15 protein-coding genes are annotated in these 15875 nt (G+C 64.6%); 12 read left to right on the top strand and 3 right to left on the bottom strand.

The genetic code is table 11. The features are described from left to right. Positions 1–10 precede the first annotated feature (10 nt). A complete protein-coding gene (locus tag H578_RS15345) occupies positions 11–877 on the top strand; it encodes a YflT domain-containing protein (RefSeq protein WP_051130727.1) in 867 nt (288 codons plus the stop codon). A gap of 35 nt (positions 878–912) precedes the next feature. On the opposite strand, the gene H578_RS12395 is transcribed toward H578_RS15345, so the two are convergent. Next, positions 913–2466, bottom strand: coding sequence for an aminopeptidase P family protein (locus tag H578_RS12395; protein WP_022871895.1), 1554 nt, complete (start codon positions 2464–2466; stop codon positions 913–915). Between the two features lie 111 nt (positions 2467–2577). On the opposite strand from H578_RS12395, the gene H578_RS0101230 reads away from it, so the two are divergent. The 9 genes from H578_RS0101230 to H578_RS0101270 all read left to right on the top strand — a co-directional run bounded on the left by H578_RS0101230 (position 2578) and on the right by H578_RS0101270 (position 10354). Beyond that, the gene (locus tag H578_RS0101230) at positions 2578–3438 is read left to right on the top strand and encodes a PHP domain-containing protein (RefSeq protein ID WP_022871896.1); all 861 of its coding nucleotides are present in this window, start codon (positions 2578–2580) and stop codon (positions 3436–3438) included. Between the two features lie 30 nt (positions 3439–3468). After that, a complete protein-coding gene (locus tag H578_RS0101235) occupies positions 3469–4095 on the top strand; it encodes a TetR/AcrR family transcriptional regulator (RefSeq protein ID WP_022871897.1) in 627 nt (208 codons plus the stop codon). 117 nt (positions 4096–4212) lie between these two features. Beyond that, positions 4213–4446, top strand: coding sequence for a DUF3107 domain-containing protein (locus tag H578_RS0101240; RefSeq protein ID WP_022871898.1), 234 nt, complete (start codon positions 4213–4215; stop codon positions 4444–4446). An 8-nt stretch (positions 4447–4454) separates the two neighbouring features. Beyond that, positions 4455–6014: a DEAD/DEAH box helicase gene (locus H578_RS0101245; protein WP_022871899.1), complete on the top strand. Its 1560-nt coding sequence runs from the start codon at positions 4455–4457 to the stop codon at positions 6012–6014. Positions 6015–6022: 8 nt separating this feature from the next. After that, positions 6023–6568 (top strand): GNAT family N-acetyltransferase, encoded by a 546-nt coding sequence (locus tag H578_RS12400; RefSeq protein WP_022871900.1) that lies wholly within the window; start codon positions 6023–6025, stop codon positions 6566–6568. After that, positions 6561–7127, top strand: coding sequence for an arsenate reductase/protein-tyrosine-phosphatase family protein (locus H578_RS12405; RefSeq protein WP_033420056.1), 567 nt, complete (start codon positions 6561–6563; stop codon positions 7125–7127). The genes H578_RS12400 and H578_RS12405 overlap by 8 nt, the downstream gene beginning before the upstream one ends. A gap of 291 nt (positions 7128–7418) precedes the next feature. Beyond that, positions 7419–7715: a co-chaperone GroES gene (gene groES, locus H578_RS0101260; protein ID WP_022871901.1), complete on the top strand. Its 297-nt coding sequence runs from the start codon at positions 7419–7421 to the stop codon at positions 7713–7715. 47 nt (positions 7716–7762) lie between these two features. Beyond that, entirely contained in the window at positions 7763–9358 is a 1596-nt protein-coding gene (gene groL, locus H578_RS0101265) for a chaperonin GroEL (RefSeq protein ID WP_022871902.1), read from the top strand. A 165-nt stretch (positions 9359–9523) separates the two neighbouring features. Further along, on the top strand, positions 9524–10354 hold the full coding sequence (locus H578_RS0101270; RefSeq protein WP_022871903.1) for a CPBP family intramembrane glutamic endopeptidase: 831 nt from the start codon (positions 9524–9526) through the stop codon (positions 10352–10354). 49 nt (positions 10355–10403) lie between these two features. Here the strand turns inward: H578_RS0101270 and H578_RS12410 are convergent, their stop codons facing one another. Continuing rightward, positions 10404–11654: a YeeE/YedE family protein gene (locus H578_RS12410; protein WP_022871904.1), complete on the bottom strand. Its 1251-nt coding sequence runs from the start codon at positions 11652–11654 to the stop codon at positions 10404–10406. A gap of 88 nt (positions 11655–11742) precedes the next feature. After that, a complete protein-coding gene (locus tag H578_RS0101280; RefSeq protein ID WP_022871905.1) occupies positions 11743–12912 on the bottom strand; it encodes a sulfurtransferase in 1170 nt (389 codons plus the stop codon). Between the two features lie 240 nt (positions 12913–13152). On the opposite strand from H578_RS0101280, the gene guaB reads away from it, so the two are divergent. Together guaB and H578_RS0101290 are read left to right on the top strand one after the other, a co-directional pair. Continuing rightward, complete coding sequence (gene guaB / locus H578_RS0101285; protein WP_022871906.1) at positions 13153–14673, top strand: IMP dehydrogenase; 1521 nt, start codon at positions 13153–13155, stop codon at positions 14671–14673. A 9-nt stretch (positions 14674–14682) separates the two neighbouring features. Then, the gene (locus H578_RS0101290; protein WP_022871907.1) at positions 14683–15822 is read left to right on the top strand and encodes a GuaB3 family IMP dehydrogenase-related protein; all 1140 of its coding nucleotides are present in this window, start codon (positions 14683–14685) and stop codon (positions 15820–15822) included. The last annotated feature ends 53 nt before the right edge of the window (positions 15823–15875 follow it).

Raw genomic sequence — 15875 nt, forward strand, 5'->3', positions numbered from 1 at the left:
ATAAGCAGTTATGAATGCACCGACGAACTCCTCCGGGCTGCCTACCGGGGAGCTGCTGGGACGCTACCGGACCTACGAGGAGGCCCAGCGGGTGGTCGATCACTTGGCCGGTGCCGAGGGTTTCGATGTCAAAGCCCTCAGCATTGTGGGCAATGACCTGCGCAGTGTGGAGCACATCCGCTCGCGCTTGTCCTACCCCCGGGTGGCGCTAGCCGGGGCGGCTCAAGGCTCACTGTTTGGCGGGTTCATCGCGTTCATCTTCTTCCTGTTTTCCCCGCAAGCTCCCTTAGTGGAGCTGGTCGCGATGATCTTCCTCGGTGCAGCGGTGTGGATGATCGCCGGGATCATCGGCTACGCCATCCGCCGTGGGCGCCGGGACTTCTCCTCCACCCAGCAGCTGATCGCCACCACCTATGACGTGGTCTGTGACTTCTCCCAGGTAGGGCGGGCCCGCCAGCTGGTCCGGGAATCCGGGGTGGTCAGCCTCAATGCGTCCAACGACCCGACCGGTCGGTCCACGAACCTCGCCGGCCCCCAGGCCCACCAGCCTCCCGCAGGTATGTCCGGACCCGCTGCGCCGTCCTCCGGGGCGCCTGCCTCAGCGGACAGGGGCGACGACGCCGGCACCTCAGCTGGGACCCCGGCCCGTACCGGCTATGAGACCCTGCCGGATGGGCGGCCCCGTTACGGTGCCCGCCGTGAGGACTACGAACACCCTCCCCGCGACTCCTCCCGCACCCAGGAAGATCCCCCAGCTCACCAGGAAACAGCGCCGCAGGAATCGGCGCAGGAGAAATCCGCGGCACCTACTGGATCCGCAGCGGGAGCCGAGGACCAGGACTCACACTCCGAGCGGCCACCACGCGGCGAGGAATAACGCCTGACAGCCACCGGCTCTGAGGTCAGTGTCGATCAGCCGAGCAAACGCTGAACCCACGCTTCGACGTCGTCGGGCTCGCGTGGCACGGCAGCGGAGAGGTTCTCCCCGCCGTCTTCGGTGACGAGGATGTCGTCTTCAATCCGAACACCAATGCCCCGGTACTCCTCCGGCACCGCGAGATCTTCCTTCTTGAAGTACAGCCCCGGTTCGATGGTGAAGATCATCCCCGGCTCCAGCTCCCCATCCAGGTAGAGCTCCCGTTTGGCTTGAGCGCAATCATGGACATCCAGGCCCAGGTGGTGGCTGGTGCCGTGGGGCATCCACCGGCGGTGATGCTGGCCCTCCGGCGAGAGCGCCTCATCCAAGCTCACCGGGAGTAGACCCCACTCATCGAGATGCTCAGCTAGTACCCGTACCGCCGTGGCGTGTAGCTCACGGAACTTCACGCCGGGCCGCACAATGCTCATCGCCGCGTTCTGGGCTGCCAAGACCGCCTCATAGATCCGCCGCTGGACAGGTGAATAGGTCCCGGAGACGGGGATGGTGCGGGTGATATCGCAGGTATAGAGGGAATCGACCTCGATGCCAGCATCCAGCAGCAGCAGTTCACCCGGTTCGATCCGCGCATTGTTCCGGATCCAGTGCAAAATCGTGGCGTTGTTGCCCGATGCGGCGATCGTGTCATAACCGAGGTCGTTGCCTTCCAGACGTGCCCGGGCGAAGAACGCACCTTCAACGATCCGCTCACCACGCTCGGTGCCCACCGCCCGGGGCAGGGCCCGGATGACATCCTCGAAACCAGCCTGTGTGGCTGCCACGGAGGAGCGCATCTGTTCGATCTCCCACGGATCCTTCACCAGACGCAGCTCGGAGAGGAATTCGGTGACTTTGCCGTCGGCTTCCACCGCGGACTCGAGTTCGACCCCGGCCTGGCTGCGGGCGGAGTCGATGAGCGCATCCACCTGGGGTGAGGAGTTACGCAGCAGCCGGATCTGGGTAGCCCCGGCGTCCTTGGTCACCGCTGGTTCGAACTCGTCGATGTCCTTAGTGCGCAGCCCCAAACGGGTCCGGAACTCCTCCAGCACCGGCCGGGGGCCGATCCAGAACTCCCCATGCCGAGCCGAGGCGTAGAACTCCTCGGTATCGCGGCCGGCCATAGGTTTGAAGTACAGGGTGGCCTCGTGATGGCCGCCGTCGTCGCCGGTTCCCTCATCCACCGGTTCCAGGATGAGCACTGCATCGGGCTCGTGGTCCACCCCCAGGCCGGTCAGGTGAGCGAAGGCTGAATGCGGCCGGAACCGGTAGTCGGTGTCATTGGAGCGGACTTTGAGCGGGCCTGCGGGAACCACCACGCGCTGGCCGCGAAACTCCTCAGAGACTCGCCGGCGCCGCTGAGCGGCATGGTCGGCGACCTCATCCCGGGTGTACTCCGGGGGCTGTGATGGCGCCCAGTGGGAGGCCATGAATTCCTTAAAAGCCTTCGACGTCGGCTTCTGGGAGCGGTTGGTATCCCGTTGTGTGGGCGTGTCCTCACCTGAGGGGGTGCCGGTGGGTTCTGTATCGGTCTGCGTGGTGTTCTCGCTCATGGCACCAGTCTTGCATGAGACCCCCTGTGCAATGTCACAGGGTCCAGGGTGTGTGAGTGACGCCGATCCGAACACACTTCGATGTCCCGCCCCGGGATTAGAGTTGGGGGCATGAGCTATGACCTGCACACCCACTCCGAGGTATCCGACGGAACGGAGCCGCCGGCGCAGGTGGTGGCTGCTGCCGCGCGTGCCGGGCTGCGGGGACTGGCGCTCACCGATCATGACACCACGGTGGGTTGGGAGCAGGCTCGCGCCGCTGCCAGAGAACACGGCCTGCTGTTCATCCCCGGTGCAGAAATTACGACTAAGACTTCTGCCGGTACCTCGGTGCACATGCTCAGTTATCTCCACGACCCCCAGCACCCGGGGTTGGCCGCGGCAAACTCCGCGGCCCGCAGTGGGCGGGTTCAGCGGGCCAAGCGCATTGTGGCTAACCTCGCCGAAGACTTCGAGATCAGTTGGGCCGATGTCCTCACCCACGTGGGTCCGGAGACCACCGTGGGCCGTCCACATATTGCTGATGCCCTGGTCACCACAGGGGTGGTCGCTGACCGCAGTGAGGCCTTCACCCATTACCTGCACAAGGGCAGTAAGTACTACGTACCCCAAGACACGATGACCCCAGTGGAAGCCATCACGCTCATCCGCCAGGCCGGAGGCGTGCCGGTCATCGCTCACGCCATGGCGTCACGCCGCGGCAGTACGGTCAGCCTCGCCGAACTAGAGGAGATGGTTCAGGCGGGTTTGGCGGGGGTTGAGGTCTATCACCGGGACAATACTGCCGAGGGCAAAGAGCTGTTGCTGGACCTGGCGCGGCGCCGAGATCTCATCGTCACCGGATCCTCTGACTACCACGGTACTGGCAAGCCCAATCGGCTGGGGGAGAACACCACGGATGCGGAGATGGTTTTACGGATCCTGCAGCAAGGAACCGGCACGGAAGCCCTCGGTGGCCCACCTGCCGTGTAACGTGCGCCACATCCTTTAGACTTTCTGGACATGACAGCCCAGGCCTCATCACCCAGCATCCGCGGTAAGCGCCTTCCTCGTCAGGAGCGTCGCCGTCAGCTGCTGGAGTGCGCTCTGGGAGTCTTTGTCGCCCAGGGGTATCACGCCGCGTCGATGGATGACATCGCCGAAGCTGCCGAAGTCTCCAAGCCGGTGCTGTATCAGCACTTTCCGGGCAAGCACGAGCTCTTCCTCGACTTACTGGATGCTCACTTGGAGCAGCTGACCGATGAGCTCACCGCAGCCCTGGCCAGTAGTAAGGAGAATCGTGAACGCGTCGCCGATACCGTCACTGCGTTCTATGAGTTCCTCTCTCGCAAGGATGAGGCCTATCGGCTGGTCTTCTCCGCGGGAATGGATAACGACGACGCCGTCTCCAGTCGGTTAGAGGACTTCTACTCCCGGATGGCCACCGCCATCGCGGACCTCATTATCGAGGACACCTCCCTGCCGGCGGCTGAAGCGCGCATGCTCGGCCACGGGTTAATCGGTATGGCCACCTCAGCGGCCCGGCATTGGGCCCAGCTCTCTGAGCGTCCAGAGATGACCACCTCCGCGGAGCTGACTGCCCGGCTGGCGTGGAAGGGAATCAGCGGGTTTCCCAAGGAAAGTGACTGACGAGCTGGACACCGGCGGTAGACTCGTGCCGTTGAGGCACACCGTGCCTGAAACCCGCGTGCCCTCGTGACTGATCTACTCTTTCGGGCGCGCAAGAATGACCCAGAATGGAGTGGCATGGAAGTACGCATCGGAGTTCAGAACGTCGCCCGCGAGATCGTCGTCGAAACGAACGCCTCCGTCGAAGAGGTGGAGAAGACCGTCGCTGAAGCTATCGAGGCATCCAAGCCGCTGCTGACGCTCACCGATCGTCGCGACAAGAAGATCGTGGTTCCCACCGCATCCCTTGGCTACGTCGAGATCGGATCCGACACCAAGCAGACTGTCGGCTTCGCCGCAGTCGCCGACTGAAAGAACGCATGACTGACACCACCGAAGAGACCACCCCCGCTGCTCCTGAGCAGCAGAAGACCTTCGCGGACTTCAACGTCCGCACTGAAATCGTAGAAGCCCTAGCCCAGAAGGGGATCATTCACCCTTTCCCGATTCAGGCAGAGACCTTGCCCATTGCCCTGGGTGGCAATGACATCATCGGCCAGGCCAAAACCGGAACCGGCAAGACGCTGGGCTTCGGTATCCCCGCGCTACAGCGTATTGCCCACCCCGGCACAGAGGCCTATGAACAATTGCCCAGCCCCGGGGCGCCGCAGGCGCTCATCATCGCGCCCACCCGGGAACTGGCGGTGCAGGTCGCCGGCGACATCACCACCGCCGGGGCCAAGCTGGGTGCCCGGATTGCCACCATCTACGGCGGCCGGGCCTACGAACCGCAGATCGAAGAACTACAGCGCGGCGTAGAGATCGTCGTGGGCACCCCCGGGCGACTCATCGACCTGCACCGGCAGAAGCACCTGAATTTGAAGAACGTGAAGATCGTGGTGCTCGACGAGGCCGATGAGATGCTGGACCTCGGGTTCCTGCCCGATGTGGAGAAGCTGCTCTCCTTTGTCCCGGAGGTGCGGCAGACCATGCTCTTCTCCGCCACGATGCCGGGCCCTGTGGTCTCCATGGCGCGACGGTTCATGACCAAGCCGACCCACATCAGCGCCGCCGATCCCTTCGACGAAGGCGTGACCAAAAAAGACATCCGGCAGGTCGTTTACCGGGCCCACGCCCTGGATAAGGACGAGATGATCGCCCGCATCCTTCAGGCGCAGGGGCGGGGTCGGACGATCATCTTCACCCGGACCAAGCGCCAGGCGGATAAGCTCTCCGCTGAGTTGCAGTCCCGGGGCTTCGCTGCAGGCGCCATCCACGGTGACCTCGGCCAGGGAGCCCGCGAACAGGCGCTGCGTGCCTTCCGCAATGACAAGGTCGATGTGCTGGTAGCCACCGACGTCGCCGCCCGCGGTATTGACGTCACTGATGTCACCCACGTCATCAACTACGTGTGCCCTGAGGACGAGTCCACCTACCTGCACCGCATTGGCCGCACCGGCCGAGCCGGGCAGAAGGGCACCGCGGTGACGTTCGTGGACTGGGAAGATGTTCCCCGCTGGAGCCTCATCAATAAGGCGATTGGGCTCGGTGTGCCCGAGCCAGTGGAGACCTACTCCTCCAGCCCGCACCTGTTTGAAGACCTCGACATCCCCAAGGGCACCAAAGGTCGCCTGCCCCGGCACAAGCGGTCCAAAGCCGGACTGGACGCCGAACAGCTTGAAGACCTCGGCGGCCCCGGCGACTCCGCACCCCGCGGAGGCCGCGGTGGTCGCGGCGGTCGGCCCTCCGGGGGCGAGCGCTCTCACGGCGGGGGTGGACGCAACCGCACCCGGCGGCGTTCCGGTGGTGAACGCTCCGGCGGCGGGGACAATGCTCCAGCCGGGCAGAACACCTCAGGTGAGGGTTCTGGATCGTCCTCGGGCCGGCGTCGTCGTCGGCGTCGGAAAAAGGTCACCGGCTCGGACAACAGCGACAGCTGAGCACCCCCATGGCCGAAACAACTATGGGGGCCACCGCGCCCGCCACCGAGCTGGTGATCCGCCCCGCCGAGCCACCAGACTTCCAGCGCATCGCGGACATCACCGTGCGGGCCTATATCGACGGGGGATTCCTCCGTGCACAGGACCCGTATCTGGAACACCTCACCGCGGTGGAGCATCGGGCCGAAAAGGCCCGCGTGCTGGTGGCCGAGGCCCAGGGGGCAGTGGCCGGGACGGTGACGGTGACCGACCACCACGGCGAGTACGCCGAAGTCTCCCGCCCCGGTGAGATGGAGTTCCGGATGCTCGCAGTGGCCCCGGAGTTCCAGGGTCGGGGGATCGGCCGGAGCTTGGTACGGCACATCGTCGCAGAAGCCCAGACCCGCCCGGAGATCACCGCAGTGACCCTGTGCAGTTTGCAGTCCATGACCGGTGCGCACGCGCTCTACCGGTCTGAAGGGTTTGTCGAGGACCCGCTGCGAGACTTCGTCCTCGCCGTCCCGGAAAAACAGGCCCGCTTCCCGTTCTTCATCCGGAAGGTCACCCATGGCTGAGCCATACACCATTCTGGCCGTGTGTACCGGCAATATCTGCCGCTCCCCGGCGATGGAACGTCTACTGGCGCAGGTCTTCGCCGACGACGCCGACGTGGAGGTCATCTCAGCGGGCACCTTCGCCCACCAAGGCTGGGATATGCAGGATCCCATGAAGGAACGAGTCGCCGCCTATGGGGCAGACACCGGCGGTTTCGTTGCCCAGCAGGTCACCGAGACGATGATCCGCGAGGCCGACCTCATCCTCACCGCCACAGGCGAGCACATCGCCGATATGGCCGCAGAGGTACCCGCTGCGCGGGAGAAGATGTTCACCCTGCCGGAGTTCGGACGGCTCATCGCCGAGACCGAGCCGGACCACCTGCCGCAAGGGCCGGCCTCGGAGCAGCTGGCAGCCCTGGTGGCTGTGGCCGGCAGGGCACGCACTGAAACGCCCAGTGCACAGGCCGATGACGACGTCGTCGACCCCTATATGCTGCCCGATGACGTCTACGACGCCTCCTTTGGTCAGATCCGCGAGCCCATCGAGACCCTCGCCCGCCTGCTGAACCGCGGGTGAGTTCCCTCTCCCGGCAGGAGGCGGTGACCTTCGCCTCGGCGTGATGGTCATGTTTCGCGCGATGGTGAGTCTGAGCCACTGGACTTAGCACTCTGCTTGATTGAGTGCTAAGCGGTGCATATAGTTTGTGTTAGCACTCAACGTCACCGTGTGCTAACCCGCTCGAGCCGTCAACTCAGCGGGGAACACAAGCCTGACGGGGCACCATCCGGCTCCCGCGACGACGGTTGGTCACTCCTAAGGCGAGCAACAGTCCAGAAGCAGTTTCACTGAGCAAAGGAGAGAGCTGACGTGTCAGTCTCCATCAAGCCCCTCGAGGATCGTATTGTTGTCCGCCCCCTGGAGGCCGAGCAGACCACCGCTTCCGGCCTGGTCATCCCGGACACCGCCAAAGAGAAGCCCCAGGAGGGTGAAGTCGTGGCAGTGGGCCCCGGCAAGTTCGACGACAAAGGGGAGCGCATCCCCGTCGACGTCGCTGAAGGCGATGTCGTGATCTACTCCAAGTTCGGCGGCACCGAGGTCAAGGTCGGCGGCGAAGAGTACCTGGTGCTCAACGCCCGCGACGTCCTCGCCAAGGTCGAGAAGTAATCCACTTTCCGCTCGACTCCACAGACGGACATAAGGAGTAAGAACCTATGGCAAAAGAGCTGCTCTACAGCGATGCTGCCCGCAAAGCACTGCAGGCCGGTATCGACAAGCTCGCCGACACGGTCAAAGTCACCCTGGGCCCCAAGGGCCGCAACGTCGTGCTCGACAAGTCCTGGGGCGCCCCGACCATCACCAACGATGGTGTGACCATCGCCCGGGACATCGAGGTCACCGACCCTTACGAAAACCTCGGTGCCCAGCTGGCCAAGGAAGTCGCCACCAAGACCAACGACGTCGCCGGTGACGGCACCACTACCGCCACTGTGCTCGCCCAGGCTCTGGTGGCCGAAGGGCTGCGCAATGTGGCCGCCGGTGCGGCTCCCGGTGAGATCAAGCGCGGTATCGAGGTCGCCGTAGACGCGGTGACCCGCCGGCTGCGGGAGAACGCCCGGGAGGTTGAAGGTCAGCAGACCGCCAACGTGGCGGCCATCTCCGCGCAGAACGACGAGGTCGGTGAGCTGATCGCCCGGGCCTTCCAGGCTGTGGGAACCGATGGTGTCATCACCATTGAAGAAGGTTCCACCACCCAGACCGAACTGGACATCACCGAGGGGATGCAGTTCGACAAGGGCTTCCTCTCCCCGCACTTCGTCACCGACGCAGAGCGCCAGGAAGCGGTGCTGGAGAACCCGTACATCCTCATCCACCAGGGCAAGATCTCCAATATGCAGGAGTTCCTGCCGGTGCTGGAGAAGGTGCTGCAGTCCAAGAAGCCGCTGTTCATCATCGCTGAGGACGTCGAGGGCGAGGCTCTGTCCACCCTGGTGGTGAACAAGCTGCGCGGAACTCTGCAGGCCGTGGCCGTGAAGGCCCCGGGCTTCGGCGATCGCCGCAAGGCAATGCTCGAGGACATCGCCGTGCTCACCGGCGGTACGGTCATCACCGAGGATCTGGGTCTGAAGCTGGACCAGGTCGGGCTCGAGGACCTCGGTACTGCCCGTCGAGTGACCGTCACCAAGGACGAGACCACCATCGTCGATGGTGCCGGTTCCAAGGAGGACGTCGAGGCTCGTGCCGCGCTCATCAAGTCTCAGGCCGACGCCTCGGACTCTGAGTGGGACCGGGAGAAGCTGCAGGAGCGGCTGGCCAAGCTGGCTGGCGGCGTCGGCGTTATCAAGGTCGGTGCAGCCACCGAGGTGGAGCTCAAAGAGCGCAAGCACCGCATCGAGGACGCCGTTTCCTCCACCCGCGCTGCCCTGGAAGAGGGCATCGTGGCCGGTGGTGGTACCGCGCTCATCAACGCCCTGTCCGTGCTCGATGAGGATGAGGAGGTCAAGGCTCTTGACGGCGATGCTGCCGCTGCTGTGGGCATCGTCCGCCGCGCTCTCATCCAGCCGCTGCGGTGGATCGCTGCCAACGCCGGTGCTGACGGGTTCGTGGTGGCCTCCAAGGTGGCCGAACTCGAGCCCAACCACGGCTTCAACGCCAAGACCGGCGAGTACGGCGACCTCATCGCCGATGGCGTCATCGACCCGGTGAAGGTGACCCGTTCTGCTCTGCAGAACGCCGCCTCCATCGCTGCGCTGGTGCTCACCACCGAGACCCTGGTGGTCGAGAAGAAGGACGACGAGGACGAGGACTGATCGTCTGACCCTTTCCTAACCGGTGGCCCGGTTCTGCGGCAATGCGTCCGCGGAACCGGGCCACCGCTGTTTCCCCCGCGGTGTGTCCATGCGGTGGTGGATACCTCATCCGGTGATCGCCCGATGAAACGTACACAGGGTGAGTAAAAACGCATAATGAGGGGTATGCGTACGACGCCGGAGATCGGCATACAGCCCCCACGGAGGTTTTACGCCTGGGAAGTGGGGATCATTTTGGCCCTGTCCCTGGGGCGGTCCGCGGTCTACGCGGTGCTGCAGTTGGCCGAGCGGCTGCAGGTTGCTCCCCTGACGGACCAGATCGCCACGGTGCAGCGGTCCCGCTCCCGTCATGAAATCTTCGACGCCGCCTATCAGTTCCTCGACGTGGTCTTCGGCTTAATGCCCGTGGCGCTGGTGCTCTACTTGCTCTTCCTCCACGGTGTGAATCCGTTGCGGCACTGGGGACTCGACCTACGCCGACCCGGTGCGGATGCACTCTTCGGAGTGGGACTCTTTACGCTGATCGGAGCCGGCACGTTGGTGGTCTACTCGGTCGGGCGCAGCCTGGGGGTGACAGCGCAGATTGTTCCGGCCGATGTCACCCAGTACTGGTGGACCCCGGTCGCTTTGCTCGCGGGGGCGGTGCACCACTCCCTGCTCGAGGAAGTCATCATGGTGGCTTATCTGTGTGATCGGGCCCGGCGCATCTGGCCACAGGTTGACGCCGGTTTCCGACAGGGGTGCCGTGGCCGCTGGTGGCCCGGATGGCCGGTCTGGCTGGTCATCGGGGCCTCAGCGCTCCTCCGGGGCACCTATCACCTCTATCAGGGCTTCGGGCCCGGGGTGGGAAACCTCATCATGGGTCTGATCTTCGGGTGGTTCTACTACCGGTACGGGCGGGTCATGCCGCTGGTGGTGGCTCATTTTTTGCTCGACGCCGTCGCTTTCCTCGCCTTTCCCCTGGTGCTGAGCACCTTTGGGCTCAGCGGGATATAAGCCGCGGCATCGGGCAGCGGATGTGGGGCCCGGCCAGGAGGGTGACAGCTCAGCGGGCTGGGAACACCCCGGGAGCAGCTTTGCGGTGCAGTCCGTACCGGAAGCCGATACCAGAGGCGACGACCACCGCGAGGCCGAAGACCCAGCCGGAGAGCGCAAAGGCTTGCGTGCCGGAGAGCATCACCCCGATGGTGCAGCCCAGCCCGATCATCGCGCCCCAGCCCAGCAGGATCCCGCCGACCAGGGCCGTGGCGGAGTTGAAGGTAGTGACCTTCTCAAGCCGAATCCGGCGACCGGGCAGGGCTGCGGCAAAGGACGCCAGCATGATGCCGATGATGAGCCACCCGTTGCTGGTGATGGTGTTGACCACCACGGCCACACAGCCGGCGAGGCGTTCATCGAGCCCGGCCATAAAACCCGGCAGCAAACCCATCTCCGTCATCCCCGTGCGGGTCAGCGATGAGATCTGCTGGGTGACACCCAGTGGCTGGTCTTTGTAGTAGGCGAGGACGGCCAGCAGCCCCACGGCCGCGCCAGTGGCCAGGGCTGGCCAGCGTTTGAAGAACACCAGGCGGCGGACCTCGGTAGCGTCGACGACGCGATCACCGCGGCCTTGAACTGGGGGGTTCCACTTCAGCAGCCACACGCCCAGGGCTATGAGCACCCCGAGTTGGACGAGGATCGCCAGGGTGTAGCCGCCACCGGCGGGCAGCCAGGGCACAGGTGCCCCCAGGATGAAACTGGAGTACATGAAGTCCCATGAGAGGAAACCGGCTCCGAAACCGAGGACCACTCCGGCCAGAGCGGGAATGGAGCGCAGGTGCCCTTCGGGTAACCGGTAGAGGTGCCCGGCGATGCAGCCACCGGAGATCACCATGCCGAGCCCGAACGCCAGCCCGGCGATGACCAGAGCGATGGAGACCGGGGCGATATGCGCATCGGAGGGCAGATTCCCGGAGGAGGGGTCGGAGACCCGGGTGGAGAAGATGACCGCGTAGCCGATCATCCCCACTGCAATGGAGACGAGGATGGCGTACATGCCTCGGGAATTCTTCTTCTCAAACATGTCCCGGAAGATGCAGAAGAAGCAGTACCGCCCGCGTTCAAAGAGAATGCCGAGGCCAGCGCCGACCAGCAGCATCAGGCCCGCGTTGGACCCGCCGAGGCCTTCCCCGCCGGTGGCGGTGAGGTAGCCAGCGGTGCCCAGTAGCAGAGCAGCCACCGCCACCGCGATGGACGTGCGGACCGTATCGGCTCTGGTCCAGCCGAGTTCCCGGTCGGCTTTGACTTCGACAGTCATCAGGTTCCTTTCACCACACGCGTAGAACCGGGCCCGCTGGTGCGGACCCGGTTCCTGACGCGTTAGCTGGAAATATTAGCGGTTCTCGTTACTCGCCCCAGATACCGCCGCGTTCACCGGTGTTGTTGGCCACCGGAACACCGACGGTGTTGCCCCACTCGGACCAGGAGCCGTCGTAGACCTTGACATCCTCACCCAGGATCTGGCTCAGGGCGTACCAGGTGTGGGAGGCGCGCTCGCCGATCCGGCAGTAGGCGATGATGTCCTTATCGAAGTCGACGCCGGCGTCTTCGTAGACCTCACGGATCTCATCCTCGGAGAGGAACTCACCGGTTTCACTGTCGACGATTTCGCCCCACGGAACGTTGATGGCCCCGGGGATGTGGCCCCAGATGGCAGCACCTTCCCCTTCGAAGAGGTCGGGGTCAGCGCCGACCTCGCCGTCGAACTCCTCCTGGAAGCGGATGTCGACGAGGTTGTACTCCCCAACGTTCTCCCCATCGGCGGCAGCATTGGCTTCAGCGACTTCCAGCACCTCAGGTTGGAAGGCACGGATGTCGTGGTTCTGCGGCTTGGCCTCGAAGCTGCCCTGTTCAACGTCGGGCTTCTCTTCGGTCAGCTCGCGGCCGTCGTAAGCCTCCCACTTGTGCAGACCACCGTCGAGCAGCTTGACGTCTTCGACTCCGTAGAGGTTGAAGACCCAGGCAGCGTAGGCGGCGAACCAGTTGTTGTTATCGCCGTAGATGACCACGGTGGTGTCATCGTTGATACCCAGGGACTGGGCCAGCTCGGTGAACTGATCCTGGTCAATGAACTCGCGGGTATTGGGCTGGGTGAACTCGGTGGTCCAGTTGACGTACTGGGCCTGGGGGATGTGGGCCTCGGAGTAAGGGGTCAGCTCGGAGCTGGCCAGCTCCTCGGAGACATCCAGCAGCACGATGCCCTGCTCGTAGAGGTCGCCCTCGTCGAGACGCTCGGCCAGCCAGTCCGTGGAGACCAGCGGTTCGTCGGTGTGGACATCGTCGAAGCCGCGGTTCTCACCGGGGATGTCGACCTCGGCCACGGTGCTGGCGGCCTCACCTGCGGTGGTCCCGCCGCCTGTGGTGGTGCCGGCGTCGTCGCCTCCGGTGGAGTTAGCCACCAGGAAGCCGGCGGTGCCAGCCAGAGCAGCCGCGGCAATAACGGCCACAGCGGTCTTGGCGGTACCGGAGCTCTTGGGCTGCTCGGTCTTCTCTGCAGGGGTGTTTTCTTCAGTCACGTTCTTACCCTCTCGTGAAACGCAGACACCAGATCAGGTGCCAGGTACGAATGTTCGACCCACCACTATGCCAGATATCTTCAGGTTTAGTTGAACATTGTTCACATTGCGTCATATTGTCGGGCCTCCCGGTGCCCGCGAGCGAGCCGAAGGGTGCTTGCGGGCGCGTAGACTGGTGGACCGAGTGCCCGCACGCCCGGACCGGGTACTCAAAACCGTGCTTGATTGAGAGGGACCGCCGTGAGCCAATTCCACACCGAGGGATCCGACCCCTTCGCCCTGGTCGGACTGACCTATGACGACGTGCTGCTGCTGCCCGGTGAGACTGACGTCATCCCCTCGGAGGCCGACACCTCCACCCAGGTGACCAGGAACATTCGGCTGAGCGCCCCGGTGGTCTCGGCCGCGATGGACACCGTCACCGAGGCCCCGATGGCTATCGCTCTGGCCCGGCTGGGCGGACTGGGCATCATCCACCGCAACCTTTCGATCGATGACCAGGCCCGGCACGTCGACAAGGTCAAGCGCTCCGAGTCCGGCATGATTACCGACCCGGTGACGATCACCCCCGATGCCACCATTGAAGACCTTGACCGTATCTGCGGGCACTACCGAATCTCCGGGTTGCCGGTGGTCGACCAGGACCGCACCCTGCTGGGCATCATCACCAACCGGGATATCCGTTTCCTGCCCCGGGAGGAATACCTCACCACCAAGGTCTACGAGAAGATGACCCCCCAGCCGCTCATCACCGCACAGGAAGGCATTTCCAATGCCGAGGTGCTGAACATCTTCAGCCAGCACCGCGTGGAGAAGCTGCCGCTGGTCGACGACGCCGGAAAACTCACCGGGCTCATCACCATCAAGGACTTCGATAAGGCCGATAAGTACCCCCAAGCCACCAAGGACCCGGAGGGCCGGCTGCGTGTCGGTGCCGCCGTCGGGTTCTTCGGTGAAGGGTTCGAACGGGCCATGACACTCATTGAGGCCGGAGTTGATGTGCTGGTGGTCGACACCGCCAACGGCCACACGCGCGGGGTTCTGGAGATGATCGCCAAGCTCAAGGCCGAACCGCGCGCTGCCGGGGTTGATGTCATCGGCGGACAGGCCGCCACGCGCGCTGGTGCCCAGGCGCTGGTGGACGCCGGTGCCGATGCCATCAAAGTCGGAGTGGGCCCAGGGTCGATCTGCACCACCCGGGTGGTCGCCGGCGTCGGGGTCCCCCAGATCACCGCGATCTACGAATCCGCCAAGGCCGCCGGTCCCGCAGGGGTTCCTGTCATCGCTGACGGCGGACTCCAACACCCCGGTGACATCGGCAAAGCTCTGGTGGCCGGAGCCGACTCCGTGATGCTTGGTTCCCTGCTGGCCGGAGCCGCCGAATCCCCCGGCGACCTGGTCTTCTACAACGGCAAACAGTTCAAGGCCTACCGTGGCATGGGTTCTCTGGGTGCCATGCAGACCCGTGGGAAGAACACCTCCTACTCCAAAGACCGGTATTTCCAAGCCGATGTGCCCGATGACGAGAAACTCATCCCCGAAGGCATCGAAGGTCAGGTGCCCTACCGGGGTCCGCTCTCGGCGGTGCTGCACCAGCTCACCGGCGGGCTGCGCCAGACGATGTTCTACGTGGGAGCCCACACCATCGGCGAGCTCAAAGCCAAGGGTCAGTTCGTGCGGATCACCTCCGCGGGGCTGAAGGAATCCCACCCCCACGATGTGATGATGACCGTCGAGGCCCCGAACTACAGGACGAGGTAGACCAGCGATATGAGCACAGAGATCCCTATCGGACTGGCGAAGAACGGCCGCCGCGCCTGGGCCCTGGACGATGTCTCCGTGGTCCCCTCCCGGCGGACCCGGTCACCTCAGGATGTCTCCCTCGACTGGCAGATCGATGCCTACACCTTCTCCATGCCGGTGATCGGCGCGCCCATGGACTCGGTGATGTCACCGGCCACTGCCATCGCTTTGGGCAAGCTCGGCGGGCTGGGGGTGCTCAACCTCGAAGGCTTGTGGACTCGGTATGAGGAACCCGAGCCGGTTTTCGAAGAGATCGCCGCACTCCAGGCCCAGGAGATCTCCCCGCAGAACACCCGCCGGATGCAGCAGCTCTACGCCGAGCCGATCAAACCCGAGCTCATCACCGCCCGACTGGCGGAGATTCGGGAAGCCGGCGTCGTCGTCTCCGGCTCGCTGACCCCCCAGCGGACTCAGGAGTTCTACCAGACGGTACTCGACGCCGGGGTGGATATGTTCGTCATCCGTGGCACCACCGTCTCCGCGGAGCACGTCTCCACCCAACAGAACCCGCTGAACCTCAAGGAGTTCATCTACGAACTCGACGTGCCGGTCATCGTCGGCGGGGCTGCCGGTTACACACCGGCGCTGCACCTGATGCGCACCGGGGCGGCAGGGGTCCTGGTCGGTTTCGGTGGGGGATCGGCGACGACGACGCACCGCGCCCTGGGAATTCGTGTTCCCATGGCCACTGCGATCAGTGACATCGCAGCCGCCCGGCGGGACTACCTCGACGAGTCCGGCGGCCGCTACGTCCATGTCATCGCTGATGGAGGGCTCGGTGCCAGCGGGGACATCGTGAAAGCACTAGCCATGGGAGCCGATGCGGTGATGCTCGGCACCACCCTGGCGCGGGCGGAGGAAGCCCCGGGACGCGGCTGGCACTGGGGTCTGGAAGCCGTCCACCCGGACTTCCCCCGCGGACACCGCACCCGAGTGGGGACTGTTGCCCCGCTGGAGGAGGTCCTCTGGGGACCGGGCCACCACACCGACGGCACCTCTAACCTCATGGGCGGGCTGCGCCACGCCATGGCCGCCACCGGCTACGTGGACCTGAAGTCTTTCCAGCGGGTGGACGCTACTGTTTCCCCCGTGTCTGCGAACCGGTAACCACTGACGCTGAGATGACTGTGGGCCCGGGGAGAACCCCGGGCCCACAGTGC

The organism is Nesterenkonia alba DSM 19423, from assembly GCF_000421745.1.
GTDB lineage: Bacteria > Actinomycetota > Actinomycetes > Actinomycetales > Micrococcaceae > Nesterenkonia > Nesterenkonia alba.

Bases quoted from the DNA above. Each gene is read 5' to 3' on its own strand.
- groL (WP_022871902.1), top strand. From the start codon at position 7,763: ATGGCAAAAGAGCTGCTCTACAGCGATGCTGCCCGCAAAGCACTGCAG.
- H578_RS0101235 (WP_022871897.1), top strand. From the start codon at position 3,469: ATGACAGCCCAGGCCTCATCACCCAGCATCCGCGGTAAGCGCCTTCCT.
- H578_RS0101245 (WP_022871899.1), top strand. From the start codon at position 4,455: ATGACTGACACCACCGAAGAGACCACCCCCGCTGCTCCTGAGCAGCAG.
- H578_RS0101270 (WP_022871903.1), top strand. From the start codon at position 9,524: ATGCGTACGACGCCGGAGATCGGCATACAGCCCCCACGGAGGTTTTAC.
- H578_RS0101230 (WP_022871896.1), top strand. From the start codon at position 2,578: ATGAGCTATGACCTGCACACCCACTCCGAGGTATCCGACGGAACGGAG.
- H578_RS0101240 (WP_022871898.1), top strand. From the start codon at position 4,213: ATGGAAGTACGCATCGGAGTTCAGAACGTCGCCCGCGAGATCGTCGTC.
- H578_RS12395 (WP_022871895.1), bottom strand. From the start codon at position 2,466: ATGAGCGAGAACACCACGCAGACCGATACAGAACCCACCGGCACCCCC.
- H578_RS15345 (WP_051130727.1), top strand. From the start codon at position 11: ATGAATGCACCGACGAACTCCTCCGGGCTGCCTACCGGGGAGCTGCTG.
- H578_RS0101290 (WP_022871907.1), top strand. From the start codon at position 14,683: ATGAGCACAGAGATCCCTATCGGACTGGCGAAGAACGGCCGCCGCGCC.
- H578_RS12405 (WP_033420056.1), top strand. From the start codon at position 6,561: ATGGCTGAGCCATACACCATTCTGGCCGTGTGTACCGGCAATATCTGC.
- H578_RS12410 (WP_022871904.1), bottom strand. From the start codon at position 11,654: ATGACTGTCGAAGTCAAAGCCGACCGGGAACTCGGCTGGACCAGAGCC.
- H578_RS12400 (WP_022871900.1), top strand. From the start codon at position 6,023: ATGGCCGAAACAACTATGGGGGCCACCGCGCCCGCCACCGAGCTGGTG.